The organism is Micromonospora sp. NBC_00617 (genome assembly GCF_045161355.1).
GTDB lineage: Bacteria > Actinomycetota > Actinomycetes > Mycobacteriales > Micromonosporaceae > Micromonospora.
On the sequence record NZ_CP107751.1, the window covers coordinates 5,881,981 to 5,901,908 of the forward strand.

Here is a 19,928-nt window from a genome sequence, read left to right on the forward strand (position 1 = left end):
CGTGTGAGCCAGGGCAAACCCCCGTTGCGAAGCGCTGTCGTCACGGATCGTGACCGTGGTCGCCTCGTCGAGCCGGACCGCGTACCCTTCTCCGCATGCGTACGCAGCGCCAGGTCGTCGACTACTCGCTTCAGAAGCGAGCGGTGCTGCGTGAACTCCTGGCCGGCCGGGTCGGCACGTACGACGTGTGCGACGCGTCGCCGTACCTGAAGAACGCTGCCCGGTTCCACGGTGAACCGACCGATCACCGCTGCCCCATCTGTCGCAGCGAGAATCTGACCCTCGTCCACTACATTTACGGCGACGAACTCAAGCAGTCCGCCGGACAGGCCCGGACGCTGACCGAGCTGCCCGTGCTGGCGATGACGCTACGTGAGTTCCAGGTCTTCGTGGTGGAGGTGTGCCTCGGCTGTGACTGGAACCATCTCGTCGAGCAGTATCTGCTCGGCCGGGACGGTCTCACGGGCGACGGTGACGGTGCTGGCGGCAGCGAACAGGATGCGGCGGGCGCCGAGGGTGTGGGTCGGCGGAGGCGAGAGGCGCAACGGTGATCTCAGGTGGTTCGACCGGCTCCGGGGCCGTGCACATGACCCGGGACGGCCGACCACTCGTTGGTCCGATTGGCCCGATTGATACGGCAATGACCTTGGCGAGCCGGCACACCCGTGCCGGCGTCCCGGGTGAAACAACTCACGGCAACCCGGTGGCGGCGCAGTCGCGCCCCACCGCGACCGGCAGGGTGTGAGGAATGAACTCGTACGGCGATCCCAGTTCTGCGCGCGGGCGGGCCCAGTACCCGGGCCCGAACGGCGACCCCGGACCGGGCGCGGACGACGCGTACCGCCGGCCCGGAGGTGACTCTCGTGCAGGCGGCTGGTCCGCCTCGGAGTCTGCGGCGCCCCCCGGTCGTGCCTCGGTGACACCGCCGGCCGCCGGCGGTCGCGCGTCGGTGGGTGGTTCGGCGTCCGTGCCGCCACGTGGCGGTGCCGCGGCCGGGTCCGCGTCGGTCGGCTCGGCCACGCCGGGCCGCAGCGGCCGAGCCTCGGTGCCCGTGTCGCCGGCGCCAGGAGTGGCCGCGGGCCGCGCTGGCGCGGGCCGGGCCTCCGTCCCGGTGTCCCCGGCACCGGGCGCACCCGCGGGCCGGGCGCGGGTCGGCACCGCCGCCGTCGGCGCCGCCTCGGCGGGCCGGGCCAGCGTCGGTTCCGCGTCGGTGGGTGGCCGCTCCGCGGTCGCCCGGGCGAGCGTCTCGCCGGTCTCCGGTGGACCGGGCGGCCCCGGTGGTCCTGGCGGACCGAACGGTCCGGGTCGGGGCGGTCGCGGAGCGGGCGACCCCGGCGGGGCGGCACGGGCCAAGAAGCGCAAACGGATGAACCTGCTGATCGCCGGGTTCGCCGTCTTCATCATGCTCGCCGGTGCCGGCGTGGTCGGGTTCACCTACTACTCGACGAACGTCGTCATGCCCGAGGAACTGCCGTTGCCGCTGTCCACCACCGTCTACGCCAAGGACGGCAAGACCACACTGGCAAAGCTGGGCAGCGAGAACCGCACCTTCGTCACCATCAACCAGATCCCCGAGTACGTGCAGCATGCGGTGGCCGCCGCCGAGGACCGGAACTTCTACCGGCACTCGGGCGTCGACTACAAGGGCATCGTCCGGGCCGCGTGGAACAACGTCTCCAACGGCGACAAGCAGGGCGCGTCGACGATCACCCAGCAGTACGCCCGCAACGCGTTCGAGAACCTCAAGGACGACACGTACGGTCGGAAGGTCAAGGAGGCGATTCTCGCCTCCAAGCTGAACGACGCGTACAGCAAGCCAGAGATCATGCAGCACTACCTGAACGTGATCTACTTCGGACGCGGCGCGTACGGCATCGAGGCGGCGGCGCAGACGTACTTCGGCAAGCCGGCGATCAAGCTGACTCCCGCCGAGGGCGCGGTCCTGGCGGCGCTCATCAAGCAGCCGGTGGCGAGCGACACCCACCAGGGATACGACCCGGCGGTCAACCCGACCGACGCCAAGACCCGGTGGGACTACGTGATCGGCGGGATGAAGAAGGAGGGCTGGTTGGACTCCCCCAACCACCCACCGGCGCCCACCGAGTACCCCAAGGTGCTGCCGCCGAAGAAGGACGGCAACGGCTTCGGCGTCGACAGCCCTCGGGGCAACGTCATCAACTACGTCCGTCAGGAGATGGACGCGATGGGCCTCTGCTCCGACACCGGCGCGGAGGGCAAGACGAGCTGTGTCGACGCCCTGCGCGACGGCGGCTACCGGATCACCACCACCATCGACCCGAAGCTCCAGACGGCCGCCGAGAACACGGCGATGCAGTCGAAGAAGGGCTCCGAGCTCAACGACCAGCCCAAGAACCTGATGGCGGCCGTGGTCTCGATCGACCCGAAGAAGGGGCGTGTGCTCGCCTACTACGGCGGTGACAGCGGCGCCGACTTCGACTACGCCGGCAAGAACACCGACAAGAACGGCGACCTGACCGGTGGTCATTCACCGGGCTCGTCGATGAAGGTCTACACGCTGGCCGCCGCGATCGAGGCGGGCATCTCGGTGAAGTCGCACTGGGATCCCACGCCGTACAAGCCCGAGGGCTCCAAGGTTCCGATCGGTAACGCCGGTCGTACCAACCTCAAATGCGGCAAGTACTGCACCCTCGAAGAGTCGACGATCCAGTCGTACAACGTGCCCTTCTACTGGGTCACCAGAGAGATCGGCGCCGAGAAGGTGGTCGACATGGCCCACAAGGCCGGCGTGACCACCATGTGGGGCGTCGACCCGCCGCAGGCCTTCGACCTGTCGAAGAAGGGGCCGAACCCGTTCGACAACTACACCGGTTTCGGCAAGTACCCGATCACCGTGTTCGACCACGCCAACGCGATGGCGACCTTCGCCAACGACGGCAAGTACATCAAGGCGCACTTCGTCATCAAGGTCGAGCAGCAGGACAAGGACACCGGCAAGTGGAAGGTCGTCGGCAGCGAGCGGATCAAGCCCGAGCAGCGGATCGACAAGAAGATCACCGATGAGGTCACCGCTGTCCTGAAGCAGATTCCCGCCCCCAACCATCTCTCGCTGGAAGACGGCCGCCAGGCCGCCGCCAAGACCGGCACCTGGGAGTACGACAACAAGGACAACGCGCACGCCTGGACGGTCGGCTACACCCCACAGCTCGCCACGGCTGTCTGGGTGGGCAGCCGGGATCCGAAGAAGCCCCAGATCCGCCTCGCGGGTGGTAAGCCGATCGGCGGTTCGACCCTTCCTGGCCCCATCTGGGAGAAGTACATGAACACCGCCCTCAAGGGGCAGGAGGAGATCCCCCTGCCCACCGTCACCGGCGAGGGCGACATCACCAAGGGCAACGGCAAGGAGTCGGAGGCGCCACCGCCGCCGTCGGGTCAGCCCGGTGGGCCGGGGACGACCTGTGACTCGCTGACCAATCTGTTCTGCCCACGTACCGACGGCAACAACGGCGGCAACGGCCCCGGCGGCCCCGGCGGCCCCGGCGGCCCTGGCGGCCCTGGCGGCCCTGGCGGCCCTGGCGGCCCTGGCGGCCCTGGCGGCCCCGGCGGCCCCGGGAACGGCGGAAACGGTGGTGGGCTGCTGCCCGACTTGCCACCGACCACACGGGACTGACCCGCACCACGCATGACGCCGCCGCCGGCTGGACGACTCGTCCGGCCGGCGGCGGCGTTTCCGTACCCTCGATCTCCGCGTCGGGACAGGACGCGCACCCCCGTCGTACGGCAGGATGCCTTTTCATGAGCACCCAGTCGACGCCCGGCATCGACGACGCCGGAACCACCGACCACCCCTCCCGCTCCGATGGGTTCGTCCGCGGCCTCTCCGGCGCCATCGGCGGGCCGCTCGGCGACCACGCGACGGCACTGGACCGGCCGGCCGGCCACGAGCGCCGGTTCTGGACCGTCGTCCGGATCGTCCTGGCGCTGGCCTGCCTCACACTCGCGCTGCACTGGGTGCAAAAATCCCCGTGCCAGGACGGCGCGTGGCAGAAGAACGTCCAGTACACCCGGTTCTGCTACACCGACGTGCTCGCCCTCTACTACGCCGAGGGTCTCAACGAGGGCAAGGTGCCCTACCGGGACCACCCGGTGGAATACCCGGTGCTGACCGGCTACTTCATGGGGGCGCTGGGTCTGCCGGTACACGCCATCGGCGACGGCGACCCGAGCATCAACCAGGGCCAGTGGTTCTACAACCTCAACGCGCTCGTGCTCGGTGCTCTCGCCATTGCCACCGTGGCGGTGATCCTGGCGTTGCGCCGCCGACGACCCTGGGACGCCGCGTTGTTCGCACTCGCCCCGGCGCTGGTGCTCACCGCCACCGTCAACTGGGACCTGCTCGCCATCGGGTTGGCGGCGTTCGGTCTGCTGGCCTGGGCCCGGAAACGGCCGGCGGTGGCCGGCGTGCTGCTCGGCCTGGCCGGCGCGGCGAAACTCTGGCCGCTGTTCCTGCTGGGGCCGATCCTCGTCCTGGCGCTGCGGGCCAACCGGCTCCGCGCCGCGCTCATCGCCACCGGCACCGCGATCGCCGCCGTGGTGCTGGTGAACCTGCAACCCGCGCGGGCCTACCCCGACAACTGGGGCCGGTTCTTCGAGCTGAACACGACCCGGCCGATCGACTGGGGCACACTCTGGTACGTCGGGCGTTACCTCGACGGCAAGGTCGGCAACGACCCCGGCCAGCAGGGGCCGTTCGAATGGTTGAACGCCAACATCCCCGCCCTCAACACCATCTCGTACGCCCTGTTCGGGCTGGCCTGCCTCGGCGTGGCCGTGCTGGCGCTGCGGGCGCCGCGCCGGCCCCGGCTCGCCCAACTCGCCTTCCTGGTGGTCGCCGCGTTCCTGATCTTCAGCAAGGTTTGGTCCCAGCAGTTCGTGCTCTGGATGCTGCCGCTGGTGGTGCTGGCCCGCCCGAAGTGGGGGGCCTTCCTGGCCTGGCAGCTCGCCGAGGTCTGCTACTTCGTCGCCTTCTACGGTGAGCTGCTCGGCGCGGCGACCAGCCGCCCGGTCTTCCCGGAGGGGGTGTTCGTGCTGGCGTCGACGCTGCGACTGACCACCGTGGTGGTGCTGTGCGTGCTGGTCATCCGGGAGATCCTGCACCCCGAGCAGGACGCGGTACGGGCCACCTATGCCGACGACCCGGACGGCGGCGTGCTCGACGGCGCACCAGACGCGCCCTGGCTGGACCGGTGGCGCCGCCGAGCAACGACCACCGAACCCGAACCGGAGCCGGCCATCACCACGTGAGAGAGAGTCAGAGTCGATAGACGACGGCGTCGCCGACGTCCTGGCGGGTGATGCCGAGCGACTCGACCGGTGCGTCGATGGTGATCTCCCACGGGGTGCCGGGCACCTGGCTGCGGAGCAGCACCACCGTGCGCACGCCGAACGTCCGCAGGTAGTCGACGCTCGTCTGGTCGGGGAACGACTGGCTCACCCGACGGACATCATCGAGCTGGCGAGGCGTGAAACCGCTGCCGCCGTTCACCACGTCTGGAAACCCGTCGGTCGACCAGAGCATCACGTGCTGGTCGATGCTCTGGTTGCTGGGCAGCACCAGCATCGGTCCCTCGGCCGAGCGCATCGCCGCCGGCTGGGCCGGCACCACCGGATGCGGGGTGGCGTTCAGGCCCTCGAGTGTGACCAGCAGCAGCGGCAGCAGGGTGGCCATCCGCAGCCACGGCCCCGGCCAGGACGGGATCCGCTGCGCGGCCAGCTCACGGACCCGGTCGGTGAGGGCGGTGACCGCGCCCGCCGCGAGCAACGCGAGCAGCAACGTGGTCCACAACATCAGCCGGCCCGGGGTCCGCAGAGCGTTCCAGCCCGGCGCGTGCTCGAAGAGCGGCACGTACGTGAATGTGCCGTCGAAGAAGCGGGTACCCATCGCGAAGGCCATCGTCACCAGCACCCCGACGAGCAACAGCAACCGGTGCCGTAGCCGCCAGACCGAGAAGAACAGCCCGCCGGCCGCCAACGCGTAGAGCACGAAGCCCGGCAGCAGCGTCATCTCCGGATGCCACGGCAGCGCCGCGCGGGCGCCCTCGTGCAACCCACCCCAGATCCGTGATTGGGCCGGTGCGGTCACGAAGCCGGACGCCGGTGGCGAGAAGGCGCTGATGTCGCGGATCGTCCGCTCGGCGTACGGGTGCAGTTGGGTCACCTTGAAGTACGGGAACGCCATCAGCAGGCCCACCCCGGCGAAGAACACCCCACCGACCACGTCGGCCACGAGGAGTCGGCGGCCGAACGGCAGCGCCCGGCCGGACCTCAGCCGGCGGACGAGGAACAGCACCGCGACGACGAGCACCACGCCGGCCAGGAAGTACGCGAACGGCAGGCCGATGCCGAACCCGAGGCTGACCTGCCAGGCCGCCACCAGCCAGCCGGCGTACACCCAGCCGTCATGCCGCCGCTCCGGCCGGTAGCCGTGCCGCAGCGACCAGCCGTGCCCCCGCGCGAGCATCGCGAGCGCCAGCGGGATGCCACCGTTGGAGAGCACATGCAGGTGCCCGGCCTGGGCCAGCAGCCACGGCGCGTAGGTGTAGCCGACCCCGGCCACGGCGGCGCCGATCCGACCGGCACCGAGCTGCCGGGCCAGCGCGTACGCCCCGAACGTGGCGAGCGCGTGCGCCAGCACGAATACGATGTTGTAGCGCAGCACCGCGTCCTCGGGACCACTGCCGAGCATCCCGGCCGGGGCGTAGCCGAGCAGCGTGTCGGAGAACGCGAAGCTCCACAGTTCCGGGAAGAACGTGTTGGACTGCCACAGTCGGGCCGGGTCGGCCAGCAGGATGTGCCCGGACCACGCCATCTGCCAGGCTTGCAGGCTCGGGTCCCAGTGGTCCTGCGGAAGCGTGTAGCGCGGGTAGCGCAGCGTCGGCCAGGTCATCAGCACGGCCAGCGCCAGCGCGCCGAGGGCGGCCAGGGTCCACTCGTGGACCAGGAACCGGCCGACGGCGTGGGTGGCTCGGCTGAGTCGACTGGGCTGCGGCTCCGGCGCCGAGGCGAACGCCTCCCAGCGTTCGGCCTCGACCGGCTTCGCGTCACCGTCGGCCTTGCGCGGAGCGTCGGCGTCATCCGCCTTCGTACCCTCGGCCTCGTCGGCGTCCTTGACCGCGGCGTCCTTGACCGTGGCGCCCTTCGCGGCGGACTTCTTGCCGCCGACCTTGGCGATGTCGTCCTTCGTGGCGTCGCGCTCTGGTCGGCCGTTCGGGGCAGTGGCGCCGTTGGCCCCAGCGGTGGCGGCTGGCGTGTCATCGGCGCGGGACGGGTTGTCCGCGTCGGTGTCGACGGTCGCGTCGGTGGACGACGTGGCGGGGGCGGGAGCTGGCGGAGCGGGACGCTCCCCGGCGCGCGTCGAGGCCGGTCGGCCCGGGGCGTCGTCGGTCGGAGTGGGCCGGGGGTTCCCGGGTTGTCCGGTGGTCATGCGGCCGGGCGCTCCGTCCCGAGCTGCTGGCGAAGAAAGTCGATGTCGGCAGCCTGACCGGATACGCCGCCCGGGGTCTCGACGACCACCGGCGCACCGGCGGCCCGGATCACGGCCACCACCAGCTCCGGGTCGATCGTCCCGCCGTCCAGATTGTCGTGCCGGTCCTGACCGGAGTTGAACGCGCCCTTGGAGTTGTTGGCGTGCACCAGGTCGATCCGACCGGTGATCGCCTTCACCCGGTCGACCAGACCGAGCAACTCCTCGCCACCGGCGTACGCGTGGCACGTGTCGAGGCAAAAGCCGACCTCGTGGTCGCCGATGGCGTCCCAGAGTCGGGCCAGCGCGTCCAGCCGGCGGGCGCAGGCGTTGTCGCCGCCGGCGGTGTTCTCGATGAGAACCGGGACGCCGAAGCCGCCGGAGTCGGCCGCGTACGCGAAGGTCTTGCGCCAGTTGTCGAAGCCGACCGCCAGGTCGTCCCCGGCGTTGACGTGCCCGCCGTGGACGATCAGGCCCTTGGCGCCGATCGCGGCCGCCGCGGTGGCGTGGCCCAGCAGCAGCTTGCGGCTGGGGATCCGGATGCGGTTGTTGAGGGTCGCCACGTTGATGACGTAGGGCGCGTGCACGTAGAGGTCGACCTCGGCCGCGCGCAGCCGCTCGGCGTCCTCCCGCGGCTTGGGGGCCTTCCATCCCTGCGGGTCGGAGAGGAAGAACTGCACGGTGTCGGCGGACCGGGCGGCCGCCTCCGCCAGCGGGTCGGTCGAATCGACGTGGGCTCCGATACGCATGGCAGCGAGCCTACGTCGCGACCCCGACGGCTGCGGCGATGACCGGCGCGGTGTCGTCGCTCGTCGCGTCACCCCGGCTGGTCGACGATCGTTGATGGGATGGAACCCGGCGAGCAGGGCCCGGGGCTGCGCGTGGCGGGTCCGCCGCGCATGGCAGTCGGCGCTCGTCGGCCCGAGAGCGAGGTCATCCCCGCGGCGCGGCCCGGCGTCGCGGGGGCGACCCCTCGACGTACCAGATCTCCGCCGTTGCAGAATCTCGGAAAATTCTGCCTTTTGCCCCAACAAGGGACGAGAGCCGTTGTATCGTCAGATAACAACACGATAAAGCTCCGCGGGGCGTCTTCGGTCCAACCTCATCGGTGTGGTCGTTCCTCCCCAGGTCCCACCCAAGGAATGCGGACGGGACGCTCCGCGGCCTCGTTGACGGGGGCTCGCCACCGACCAGTGACGGTCGGGCGGCGGGCCCCCGTCGGTATGCCCGGGGCACTGGCCCGGCCACCCCGGGCATGATCGTCCGGACCGGGTATCCTGGTCAGGTTGTCCGCGTCCGGCCGGGTTCCCCCGGCACGTGCGGGCAGCGACGCACGACCTCCTGCCACGGAAGGACCGTGGCCGCTTAGCCCACAGGAGGTGAGCACGTCTTGCGTCATTACGAGATCATGGTGATCCTCGATCCCAGCCTCGAGGAACGCACCGTCGCCCCGTCGCTCGACACGTACCTGAACGTGATTCGGACCGCGGGTGGCTCGGTTGAGAAGACGGACGTGTGGGGCCGCAGGCGCCTCGCGTTCGAGATCAACAAAAAGGCCGAGGGCATCTACGCCGTCGTCGACCTGCAGGCTACGCCTGCTGCCGTGGCCGAGCTGGACCGTCAGCTCCGGCTGAACGAGTCCGTGCTGCGCACCAAGGTCATCCGGCCGGAGATGCGCTAAGCATTCAGTCCGGCATTCAACCCGGTTCGCCCGGATCAGCCTCCGCGACTCTGTCGTACGGCTCTGAGAGCCTGTACGACGAGACGCTGAGTGCGCGAGGAGATGGTCATGGCAGGAGACACCACCATCACGGTCATCGGCAACCTGACCGATGACCCCGAGTTGCGGTTCACCCCGTCCGGTGCGGCGGTCGCCAAGTTCCGGGTCGCTTCGACGCCCCGTTTCATGGACAAGACCACCAATGAGTGGAAGGACGGCGAGCCGCTCTTCCTGGCTTGCACCGTGTGGCGTCAGGCGGCGGAGCACGTCGCCGAGTCGCTGCAGCGGGGCGCCCGCGTGATCGTCTCGGGCCGGCTGCGTCAGCGGTCCTACGAGACCCGCGAGGGCGAGAAGCGCACCGTCATCGAGCTTGAGGTCGACGAGATCGGCCCGTCGCTGCGCTACGCCACGGCGAAGGTGCAGAAGATGTCCCGCTCCGGTGGCGGTGGCGGCGGCTTCGGTGGTGGCGGCGGTGGTGGCCAGGGTGGCGGCGGAGGCAACTTCGACGACCCCTGGGCTTCGGCCGCACCCTCTCCCGCGCGTGCCGGTTCGGGCGGCAACTTCGACGAGGAGCCTCCGTTCTAATGGCGCCGAGCGCCCGCGATCGCAAACCAGGAGCAAGGTCAATGGCCAAGGCTGCGGCACTTCGCAAGCCGAAGAAGAAGGTGAACCCGCTCGACAAGGACGGGATCACCTATATCGATTACAAGGACACGGCGCTGCTGCGCAAGTTCATCTCCGACCGCGGCAAGATCCGCGCTCGGCGGGTCACCGGCGTGACCTCGCAGCAGCAGCGGCAGATCGCCCGCGCGGTCAAGAACGCCCGCGAGATGGCGCTCCTGCCGTACACCGCAACGGCCCGCTGAGAGGAGGCACCGATATGAAGATCATCCTGACTCAGGAAGTGTCCGGCCTCGGTGCCCCGGGCGACATCGTCGAGGTCAAGGACGGCTTCGGCCGTAACTACCTGCTGCCGCAGGGCTTCGCGATCGCCTGGACCAAGGGCGCGGAAAAGCAGGTCACGGTCATCAAGCGGGCCCGTTCGGCCCGCGAGATCCGCGACCTCGACCACGCGAACGAGGTCAAGGGCCAGCTCGAGGGTCTCAAGGTCAACCTGAAGGCCCGCGCCGGCGACGGCGGTCGGCTCTTCGGCTCGGTCACCTCGGCCGAGATCGTCGACGCCGTCAAGGGCGCTGGCGGCCCGGTCCTCGACCGTCGCCGGCTGGAGGTGCCCGGTCACATCAAGTCGACCGGCACCTACCCGGTGAAGATCAAGCTGCACCCCGAGGTCACCGCGTCGTTCAACCTGAACGTCGTTCAGGGCTGACGACCAGCTGCACCACGACGAGGGCCCGCACCGAGCGTTCGGTGCGGGCCCTCGCGCATGCCCTTGCGTGACCGGCCCGCCGTCAGCCGATCGGTTGACCGGTCACCGCGCTGATCAGCACCGTGGAGAGGCCACCGCCGACCACCGCGGCGGCCAGCGCGATGGTGGCCGACCGCCACGTCGTGCCCACCCGCCGCAGCAGGGCCGCCACCACCAGACTGCTCACCAGCGCCAACCCGAAGCGCGGCGAGCCGGCCAGCAGCGACTCCAACGCGCGTGAGCGGGCAGAGTCGCAGCCACCCCCGCTGATGTCGGTGACACACCCCGCCGGCGCCTGCCCGTCCAACGTCAGCAACCACAGGAAGATCAGCACTGCCGGCACCAGGTAACACGCGGCGGTGTAGAGCAGGGGCCGGATGGACCCACCGGGATCCGGGTCGAGCAGGTCGTCCTCCAGACGACGCGCCCAACCGCCCGTCGCCACCGACTCCACCCGCCGTCGGACCGGCGCCGCGCCGACCGGCGACCGGTCCGCCCGACGCCGGGCGTCATCAGGAGGCACGGGAGCACTGCGCGGTCGCGGAGCCGTGTAACCGACCACCGGCGACCGGGGTGCCGACGTCGTCGTGTCCATCCAGCGCGGATCGTCCCCGGACAACCGCGTGCCGGACCAGAAACCGCTGTCCCGGCTCGGCCACCCCTCGGCCGCCGTGAACCGGTCGGAACGGGGCGGAAGCGTCCGGTCCCACTGATCGTCCTCGACCGCCGAGCGTTCCCACTGGCCGGTGCGGTCCGACCGCTCCCAGCCACCGACGCTCTCCGCCTGCGACCACTGCTCGCTCAGGTCGGTGCCATCCGGGCCGGCCGGGGGCCACGCGTGCACACCCGACGCGTCCCACGGATCCACCGCGGGCGCGTACGGCGGGTCCGGCTCCGCCGCCCGCTCCGACCCGCGTTCCCACGGATCCACCGCCGGACGCGTCCACGACTCCTCCGCCGCCCGTCGGCTGCGCCGCGTCGGCCGGCTCGGCTCCGGACGAGACGTCCCGTCGGCCGGATCGGACTCCAAATCCCCACCGGACCAGATCACCTGCGGACGGCCGACCGGCGCACGGCGGGGACGACGGTCCGGGAACGCGCCGGAGACCGGCTCCTCTTCCGCCGCGTCGGCACGCCGACGGCCGGCGTACCCCCCGTCCTGTGGTCGGTCGAGTGTCCACTCCCGGGTGTGGTCCGAATCGGGGCCCGCGCCGATCGCCGGCTGCTCACGCCAACCCGTCTCGATGGCACGCCGTCGCGCACCCGTCTCGGTGCTTCGCCAGCCGCCCCCGGAACTCGGACGCTCGACCTCGGGCTCGTCCTCGTCGGGCGCGGCGTGTCGGCCACCGCCGTCGGCGTGCCGAACCCCCGACTCCAGCGCCCACCGCGGCAGGTAGGCGTCGACCGGTTCGTCCTGCCCACGGTCCAGCGCGCGCCGTCGACTGGAGGTGCGGTAGCGCGCGTCCTCGTCGTACGGGTCGACCGGAGCGGGCAGCATGGGCTCACCCCACGAGGCGGTTGGCGGGCGCTCGCGCGGGCTGCCCTCCCCGCGTCCCCAGTCCCGGTAACTCACGGCCGGAGTGTGACCCTTCTGAACCGAAAGCGTAATCCGCTGTCCAGGTGTAGCCGTTCGCTGGAGATAGTACGGGAAGATCGTGTCACAGAACCGACCAAAATATTCTCCTCCACAGGCTGGGGACCGCGTTTCAGCAGCTCACAGGCTTGTGGTCGAGAATTCCCCAACCGTTGTCCACAGCCTGTGCACACCCTGCGCACATGCTCGTCCACCGGTGTCCACAGGTTGTCCCGAGGCTCGTCCACCGGGCTTGTTGAGTCGCTGACCTCGGGGTCCGTATGGTTGGCCCTCGACCGCCGGCGCGATGGCCCCCGATCGACCGGCCTGGTCGGAGGGAACTGTCGTACCCCGGCAGTAGAGCTGGGACCGGATCCGACGCAGTGGAGGGGGGACCCGTGTCGGTCACCGACGACAGGCGGGCGGAGTCACGGCCCGGCGGTGGCCAACCGCCCGTGCAGCGGGACGGCCAGTTCGACAAAACCCCACCCCAGGACGTCGCCGCCGAGCAGTGCGTCCTCGGCGGAATGCTGCTCTCCAAGGACGCCATCGCCGACGTCGTCGAGATCCTCAAGACCAACGACTTCTACCGGCCGGTGCACGCCACCATCTTCGACATCATCCTGGACATCTACGGCCGGGGTGAGCCGGCCGACTCGATCACGGTTGCGGCGGCACTCGCCGACTCCGGCGACCTCGTCCGCGTCGGCGGGGCACCCTACCTGCACACCCTCATCGCCAGCGTGCCCACCGCCGCGAACGCCGCCTACTACGCGCGGATCGTCAGCGAGCGGGCGGTGCTGCGCCGGCTGGTCGAGGCCGGCACCAAGATCGTGCAATTGGGCTACGGCACCGCCAGCGGCGGCAGCCGCGACGTCGACGATGTCGTGGACCTCGCGCAGCAGGCCGTCTACGACGTCACCGAACGGCGGGTCAGCGAGGACTTCGCGATCCTGGCCGACATGCTTCAGCCGACGCTCGACGAGATCGAGGCGGTGGGTGCGCAGGGCGGAATGATGACCGGTGTGCCGACCGGCTTCACCGACCTGGACCGGCTGCTCAACGGCCTGCACGCCGGCCAGTTGATCATCGTGGCGGGCAGGCCTGGTCTGGGTAAGGCGCTCGCGCTCGACACCCCGCTGCCGACGCCGGATGGCTGGACCACGATGGGCGAGGTCAAGGTCGGCGACCGGCTGATCGGCGCCGACGGGCATCCCACCACTGTCACGCACGCCTTCGAAGTACGTCACGATCGCCCGTGCTACGAGGTCGAGTTTTCCGACGGGTCGGTCCTCGTCGCCGACGCCGAGCATCTGTGGAAAACCACCACCCGCGCGAGCCGCAGAGCGGATGACGTCAGGCGCCGCAACTACTGGCGTCCGGAGACCGTGGAGCGACTCCGCGTCGCTGCCGCAACCGCGACGAGCACGGACACTGTCACCATCCACGAGTTGGCCAGCTCTGTCGGAGCGGAACTCGTGCACACCGCCCAGCGGGTAACCCGTGACATACCGCGAGGGGCTTCCCCCACCATGCGCGGCAGGCCGGGTGCACGCCCCGCGCGCGCGTATCCCGCCCGAGCGCTTCACGGGGGTTCACTCAACCGCGTGGAGCGGTGGACCGCTGGTTTGGCTGACAGCGTGCAGCCGGGGGTCTTCACCACCGCGCAGATTCGGGCGACACTTCGCACGGAGACCGCAGACCGTCGTCTCAATCACGCGGTCACGAATGCAGCCCCGCTCAACCTTCCCGATCGACTCCTTCCTATCCCGCCGTACACCCTTGGTGCCTGGTTGGGTGACGGCAGCAGCGCCGACAGCCGGATCACCACCGTTGACCCCGGTATCCTCCGGCGCATCGAGGAGGACGGCTTCGAGATCAGGCGGTCACGCTCTGTCTCGACCCTCTACACGATCCTGCCCAAGAGCTGCCCGGTGTGCGACAGGCGTCGAAATGGCTGCGTGGCCTGCGGGAATCGTCCTTCGTCCCTGGTACGAAGCCTGCGAGAGTCGGGCGTGCTGAACGTCAAGCACATACCCGATGCCTACCTGCGCGCGTCCGAAGGGCAGCGCCGCGCCCTACTTGCGGGACTACTCGACACCGACGGGACTGTCACCGGTACGGGAAATGTTCAGTTCACCAGCACCTCGGAGCGGCTGGCCGCAGATGTGTACGAGCTGATCGTCAGTCTCGGTTACCGCTGCTCAATCAGTCTCGAGGCAGTCGAGGGACGCAAGCCGGAGACGTCGGTCGCGTACACCTTGAACTTCACGACCACGGACGAGGTCTTCGGGCTCGCCCGAAAGCGGGATGCGCACGTGGCGCGTCGGCGGGGGGAGGGACCCGCTCGAACGGGTTGCCGCTTCATCGTGGACGTCCGGCCGGTTCCCAGCGTGCCGGTGCGGTGCGTGACCGTCGACAACGACGACCACCTGTACCTGGCCGGTCGGTCCATGATCCCCACCCACAACAGCACTGCCAGCATGGACTTTGCCCGAAATGCTGCCATTCGCGCCAACCAGGCTGCCGCCATCTTCTCGCTCGAAATGAGCAAGGTCGAGATCGTCATGCGACTGCTCTCGGCCGAGGCGCGGGTGCCGTTGCACGTTCTGCGTAGCGGGCAGCTCTCCGACGACGACTGGACCAAGCTGGCCCGGTGCATGGGCGAGATCAGCGAAGCGCCGCTCTTCGTCGACGACACGCCGAGCATGAACCTCATGGAGATCCGGGCCAAGGCCCGCCGGCTCAAGCAGCGGCACGACCTCAAGATGATCGTGGTCGACTATCTCCAGCTGATGACCTCGCCGAAGCGCACCGAGAGCCGGCAGCAGGAGGTCGCGGACCTCTCCCGTGGCTTGAAGCTGCTGGCCAAGGAGGTCGAGTGCCCGGTCATCGCGGTGAGTCAGCTGAACCGTGGCCCCGAGCAGCGCACCGACAAACGCCCCCAGCTGTCCGACCTGCGGGAGTCGGGTTGTCTCACAGCAGATACCCGAGTCGTTCGTGCAGACAACAATGCGGAGATAACTCTCGGCGAGTTGTTGTCCAACCGCACGAAGGACATCCCGGTCTGGGCATTGGACGAGACCCTCCGCTACACCCCTCGCACCATGACTCACGTCTTTCCGAGCGGCACCCGCGAGGTGTTCCGGTTGACCCTCGCGTCGGGCAAGCAGATCGACGCCACCGCGAACCATCCCTTCCTCGCGTTCACCGGGTGGGTACCACTCGGTGAACTGGCACCGGGAGACCGGATCGCGACGCCACGACACCTGCCACCCCCGATGACAATCCGCCCCTGGGCTGACGCGGAAGTCGTGATGCTGGCGCACCTGCTGGGCGACGGCTCCTTCGTGCGACGTCAGCCGATCCGCTACGCGAGTCGGGACGAGCTGAATCTGCAGGCGGTGACGGAGGCGGCGAAACATTTCGGAATCACCGCCGTTCGTGACGAGTACGCGTCCGCGAGGGTGACCACCCTGCGGTTGCCTGCGCCCTTCCGGTTGGCCCGAGGTCGGCGTAACCCGATCGCAGAGTGGCTGGACGGCCTGGGCCTCTTCGGCCTGCGGTCGCACGAGAAGTTTGTTCCGCCCTCGGTCTTTAACCTTCCCAAGGAGCAGATCACCGCTTTCCTGCGGCATCTGTGGGCCACTGACGGCTCGGTGACCGTCAATAGCTCAGGTCGGGGTGGCCGTGTCTACTTCTCGTCCACGAGCAGGCGAATGCTCGAGGACATCTCCAGACTGCTCCTGAGGTACGGCATCACGGCTCGTCTCAAGGCCGTACCCGTTGTCGGCCACCGCCCGCAATACACGCTCGACATCTCCGGCCGGGACGACCAGTTGAGGTTCCTGCGCGAGATCGGCGTCCACGGACAGCGTTCGGAGGGCTGCGCCGCTCTGCTTGCCGTGTTGGGTTCGACAGAGAGCAACACCAACGTCGACACGGTGCCCCGCGAGGTGTGGACCAGAGTCAAGGAGATCTTGGTCGAGCAGGGGATGTCCCACCGTGAGTTCGCGAAGGCCATCGGCACCCAGTTCTGCGGCAGCACCCTCTGGAAGCATGCGCCCAGCCGCTCTCGGTTGGCGGCGATTGCCGGTGTCCTTGACGCTGCCGACCTGGACCTGCACGCGACCAACGACATCTTCTGGGACTCGATTGTGTCCATCGAGTCGATCGGTGAGCACGAAGTGTTCGACGCGACCGTGCTCGGAAAGCATAATTTCATTGCCAATGGCATCGCCACGCACAACTCAATTGAGCAGGATGCCGACGTTGTCATCCTGCTGCACCGCGACGACTACTACGACAAGGAGTCGCCGCGGGCGGGCGAAGCGGATTTCATTGTCGCTAAGCATCGGAATGGGCCGACCGACACGGTGACGGTGGCGGCTCAGCTGCACCTGTCCCGCTTCGTCGACATGGCCATCGGCTGAGGCGTGCCGGATCGGGTCACCCCAACAGGGGGAACCAGCCCGCCGCCTCACCCAACGCCAGCCGGTCCCGGTCGGTGAGGGGGACCCGGCCGGTGGCCTTCAGCAGGAACTCGTTGTCGTCCCACCCGGCGGGGCGGACCGCGTCGTCGCTCAGCAGACCATCCATCGTCGCCACCGCGGCCCGTACCGCCAGTGGGCCGGGTGGCGGCGCGTCCGGCAGCTCCGGCGTCAGGTCCAGGTGGTGCACCACGGCCTCGGTGGTCAGGGTGGCCAGGAGATCCGGTACGCGCAGCACGTGCCCCTGCGTGGTGACGTACCCCTCGGGGTCCGCCGCCCCGGCGGCGCGGACCGCCGCCGGGGCGGTCTCCTGCCACCGCCGGACGATGCCGTTCGGCCGGTCGAAGGCGGATGCCGAGCGGCGTACCCACCAGGCGTGCCGGGCGGCCTGGTCATCGCCGGCCGGGAAGCCGCGCCAGTAGGAGACGTCGTCCACGTCGGCGGGACCATCGACGGGGCTGGCCAGGGCCACGAGTGCCCGCTGGGCGTCGCCGAGCACGTGCAGCAGCAGGTCCGCGACGAGCCAGCCCCGGCAGCGGGTCGCTCGTTGCAGGTGCGCGTCGTCCAGGCCGTCGACCACTGCCGTGATGCCGTCGTACGCCTGGGCGAGAGCCTCGTCCGGCCGGATCCCGGTCATGCGATGCAGCCTCGCATGACGCACCCCGGCCGCCAACCATCGACGGCGTGGGTGATGGGCCACGGGTGACGTGTCCCTGACTCACGACCGTAGCTCAGAGGCACGTCACCGGGGATGACTCCGCGGTCGGGCTCAGCCGAACATCTCGTCGAGGAAGCCCTTGCGCTTCTTGTGCCGGTAGTGCCCGTGGTAGCCCTGGTACTGCTGACCGTAGGCAGGTGCCGGCGGGTAGCCGTGGACGGGCGGCGGGGGCGGCGGCGGGGGGACCGCGCCGTAGCCGGGCTGGTGCTGCGCCGGGGCGTGCGGCGGCGGGTAGCCGCCCGGCTGCTGCATCGGCTGCGGCGGCGGACCGCCGGCCTGCTGGCGGCTCCAGTTGGCCTCTGCCTCGAACAGCTTCTCCAACTCGCCGCGGTCGAGGAAGATGCCCCGGCACTCCCCGCACTGGTCGATGACGACACCGCTGCGCTCGTATTGACGCATCTCGCCGTGACACTTGGGACAGGTGAGGCTATTCATCACCCGACGGTACCTGGTCGAGCTAAGCGGTTGCTGCGAGCGCCTCGGTGACCTCGTCGTCGGAGACCTCGTGGAAGTCGTCGTAGTAGACGCTCACCGCGCCGAAATCCGATGGGCGCTGCACGCAGACGACCTGGTCGGCCTCGGCCGCCAGAAGCTCGTACGCCTCCTGCGCGCCGACCGGTACGGCCACCACCACCCGGCGGGCGCCGAGCCGGCGGACGACCTCGACGGCCGCGCGGGCGGTCGCGCCGGTGGCCAGACCGTCATCGATGATCACGGCGACGCGGCCGGTGAGGTCCAGCGGTGGACGGTCGCCCCGATAGAGCCGCTCGCGGCGCTCCAACTCGACCTGTTCGCGGTGGCTGACCTCGGCGATGTCATCGCTGCTGAGGCGGCTGGCCATCGCGTCGTTGAGCACCTGCACCCCGCCCGGGCCGAGCGCGCCGAAGGCGACCTCCCGGGCCCAGGGCATGCCGAGCTTGCGGACGACCAGCACGTCGAGGGGAGCGCCGAGCCGTTCGGCGACGACCCGGGCCACCGGTACGCCGCCGCGGACGAGGCCGAGGACGACCGTGTCCGGTTCGCCGATGAGGGCGGTGAGCCGCTCGGCGAGCACCTGGCCCGCCTCGGCGCGGTCGCGGTACGTGGTCATGTCTTCAGGTGTACGCCGTGCGGCGGCGTTTCGCCCGCCGGTTAGACCGATGTGGCCCGACCGGGCACGCGGTCGGGCGTCGGAGTGGTCGGTAAGGTGTCCGGGTTGTGCAGGGCGGGTGCCCAGGTGAGCAGAGCCAGCGGGTACAGCAGGTACCCGAATCGGGTGGAGGGCATCAGAGCGATCGCGGCGAGGAGTCCGTACCCGCAGATCAGCGCGGTGGCGGCGGCCGTGGCCGGCGGGCGGCGCGCGAGTCGGACGGCGATGGCCACGCCGGCCGCGACCAGCAGTGCGGCGGCGATCAGCCGGCCACCGGGCAGCGTGGCGGCGATCAGCTGACCGGGGAACGGAGACTGCGCCGGGCTGGTGACCAGGCCGTGCCCGAGCGGGAAGCGCAGCACGTTCTCGGTCAGCGCGTCGCGGTCGACCAGCAGGGCCGGGAGCAGCGCGGCGACGGGCAACCCGATCGCGCCGGCCGCGACGCGGGCGCCGGCTCGCCGGGTCAGACCCCAGACGATCAGGACCAGGGCGATCGGCCAGGCGAACAGCTTCAGCACGCCCGCCAATCCGACCGCGAGGCCGGCCCGGCCGGGCCGACCGGCGGCGGCGAGTGCGAGGGCCAGCAGGCAGAGCGCGAGTACGGGCATGTCGTCGCCACCGGTGGCGAGGGTGAGCGCGCAGATCGGCAGGACGGTGGCGGCCTGCACGCCGCGCAGCAGCGCGGCATCGGACCGGTGTGTCTTGACGCCAGGGCCGCCAACGGTGCCGCGTAGGGCGGCCACGGCCAGGGCGAGCGCCAGTGCCGTGCCCACCGCGAACCACACCCGGGCGTCGGTCCACCAGGTGTCGGCGAGTGCCCGGGGCAGGCCGAACAGCGCCATGCCCGGTTGGTACGGCGTGTATCCGAGCAGTTGTTCACCGGCCGGCAGGGCGGCGATCGCGTCTCGGCCGAGGTACGGCGTGCCGTGCTCCAGCAGGCGGGTGCCGGCCTGCTCGACGACCAGCACCTCCTCCTGGGCGCGGTCGGCGCGTCCGGTGGCCCGCTCGACGCTCTGCCAGAGCGCGGGTAGCAGCGCGGTGCTCGCCCACGCGAGACCGGTCACCGCCCAGCGGGCCCGAAGGCCGGCCGGTCGCGTCGCCGGGTTGCGCCGGCGCAGGAGGAGTTGAACGGTCGCCGCCAGCGCCGCGACCAGGTAGCCGACGGCGGCGACCGCACCCCAGGCGCGGTGCGGCAGCAGGGTCGACGTGACCGCGGTGATCGCCGCGAAGACGGCCGACACGGCGTAGAGGCCCAGGTCGAGGGCGAGCCCGCCGGCGGCGGTGTCGAGCGTCCACCACCAGCGGTGGCGGCGGGCGGTCGGGGCGTCTGCGATCACGAGCGCCAGTCTGGCAGAGCTCGCTGCTCACCTCGTTGCCCGCGCGGCTCCGGCCGGTCCCGATCACACCGGCGGCGGCAGGTCGTGCTCGTGC

General features: G+C 70.1%; 15 protein-coding genes. 8 read left to right on the top strand and 7 right to left on the bottom strand.

What is annotated here, in order from left to right; translation table 11 throughout:
- The first annotated feature begins 95 nt into the window (after positions 1-95).
- The 3 genes from OG505_RS27110 to OG505_RS27120 all read left to right on the top strand — a co-directional run bounded on the left by OG505_RS27110 (position 96) and on the right by OG505_RS27120 (position 5,283).
- The gene (locus OG505_RS27110) at positions 96-551 is read left to right on the top strand and encodes a DUF5318 domain-containing protein (RefSeq protein ID WP_405428786.1); all 456 of its coding nucleotides are present in this window, start codon (positions 96-98) and stop codon (positions 549-551) included.
- Between the two features lie 197 nt (positions 552-748).
- Positions 749-3,649: a transglycosylase domain-containing protein gene (locus OG505_RS27115; RefSeq protein ID WP_405428788.1), complete on the top strand. Its 2,901-nt coding sequence runs from the start codon at positions 749-751 to the stop codon at positions 3,647-3,649.
- Between the two features lie 125 nt (positions 3,650-3,774).
- The gene (locus OG505_RS27120) at positions 3,775-5,283 is read left to right on the top strand and encodes a glycosyltransferase family 87 protein (protein ID WP_405428790.1); all 1,509 of its coding nucleotides are present in this window, start codon (positions 3,775-3,777) and stop codon (positions 5,281-5,283) included.
- Positions 5,284-5,290: 7 nt separating this feature from the next.
- Here OG505_RS27120 and OG505_RS27125 read toward each other — a convergent pair whose 3' ends face one another.
- Together OG505_RS27125 and OG505_RS27130 are read right to left on the bottom strand one after the other, a co-directional pair.
- On the bottom strand, positions 5,291-7,462 hold the full coding sequence (locus tag OG505_RS27125) for a hypothetical protein (RefSeq protein ID WP_405428792.1): 2,172 nt from the start codon (positions 7,460-7,462) through the stop codon (positions 5,291-5,293).
- Positions 7,459-8,250, bottom strand: a complete 792-nt coding sequence (locus tag OG505_RS27130) for a deoxyribonuclease IV (RefSeq protein ID WP_405428794.1) — start codon at positions 8,248-8,250, stop codon at positions 7,459-7,461. The genes OG505_RS27125 and OG505_RS27130 overlap by 4 nt, the downstream gene beginning before the upstream one ends.
- A 641-nt stretch (positions 8,251-8,891) precedes the next feature.
- Here OG505_RS27130 and rpsF point away from each other — a divergent pair.
- The 4 genes from rpsF to rplI all read left to right on the top strand — a co-directional run bounded on the left by rpsF (position 8,892) and on the right by rplI (position 10,548).
- Positions 8,892-9,182: a 30S ribosomal protein S6 gene (gene rpsF / locus OG505_RS27135; RefSeq protein ID WP_007453836.1), complete on the top strand. Its 291-nt coding sequence runs from the start codon at positions 8,892-8,894 to the stop codon at positions 9,180-9,182.
- Positions 9,183-9,272: 90 nt separating this feature from the next.
- Complete coding sequence (locus OG505_RS27140) at positions 9,273-9,806, top strand: single-stranded DNA-binding protein (RefSeq protein WP_234582687.1); 534 nt, start codon at positions 9,273-9,275, stop codon at positions 9,804-9,806.
- Between the two features lie 41 nt (positions 9,807-9,847).
- Positions 9,848-10,087: a 30S ribosomal protein S18 gene (rpsR, locus tag OG505_RS27145; RefSeq protein ID WP_007073789.1), complete on the top strand. Its 240-nt coding sequence runs from the start codon at positions 9,848-9,850 to the stop codon at positions 10,085-10,087.
- A 14-nt stretch (positions 10,088-10,101) separates the two neighbouring features.
- Positions 10,102-10,548, top strand: coding sequence for a 50S ribosomal protein L9 (gene rplI / locus OG505_RS27150; RefSeq protein ID WP_007453817.1), 447 nt, complete (start codon positions 10,102-10,104; stop codon positions 10,546-10,548).
- Positions 10,549-10,630: 82 nt separating this feature from the next.
- Here the strand turns inward: rplI and OG505_RS27155 are convergent, their stop codons facing one another.
- On the bottom strand, positions 10,631-12,160 hold the full coding sequence (locus OG505_RS27155; protein WP_405428800.1) for a hypothetical protein: 1,530 nt from the start codon (positions 12,158-12,160) through the stop codon (positions 10,631-10,633).
- Between the two features lie 527 nt (positions 12,161-12,687).
- On the opposite strand from OG505_RS27155, the gene OG505_RS27160 reads away from it, so the two are divergent.
- Positions 12,688-16,593 carry a replicative DNA helicase gene (locus OG505_RS27160; protein WP_405434736.1) on the top strand — a complete coding sequence of 1,302 codons (3,906 nt, stop codon included), beginning with the start codon at positions 12,688-12,690 and terminating at the stop codon, positions 16,591-16,593.
- Between the two features lie 16 nt (positions 16,594-16,609).
- Here OG505_RS27160 and OG505_RS27165 read toward each other — a convergent pair whose 3' ends face one another.
- The 4 genes from OG505_RS27165 to OG505_RS27180 form a co-directional block, all read right to left on the bottom strand.
- Positions 16,610-17,287: a maleylpyruvate isomerase N-terminal domain-containing protein gene (locus OG505_RS27165; protein WP_405428801.1), complete on the bottom strand. Its 678-nt coding sequence runs from the start codon at positions 17,285-17,287 to the stop codon at positions 16,610-16,612.
- Positions 17,288-17,419: 132 nt separating this feature from the next.
- Positions 17,420-17,803, bottom strand: a complete 384-nt coding sequence (locus tag OG505_RS27170) for a zf-TFIIB domain-containing protein (protein WP_405428803.1) — start codon at positions 17,801-17,803, stop codon at positions 17,420-17,422.
- Positions 17,804-17,825: 22 nt separating this feature from the next.
- Complete coding sequence (locus tag OG505_RS27175; protein ID WP_405428805.1) at positions 17,826-18,458, bottom strand: phosphoribosyltransferase; 633 nt, start codon at positions 18,456-18,458, stop codon at positions 17,826-17,828.
- A gap of 41 nt (positions 18,459-18,499) precedes the next feature.
- Entirely contained in the window at positions 18,500-19,834 is a 1,335-nt protein-coding gene (locus OG505_RS27180) for a glycosyltransferase 87 family protein (RefSeq protein WP_405428807.1), read from the bottom strand.
- Between the last annotated feature and the right edge of the window lie 94 nt (positions 19,835-19,928).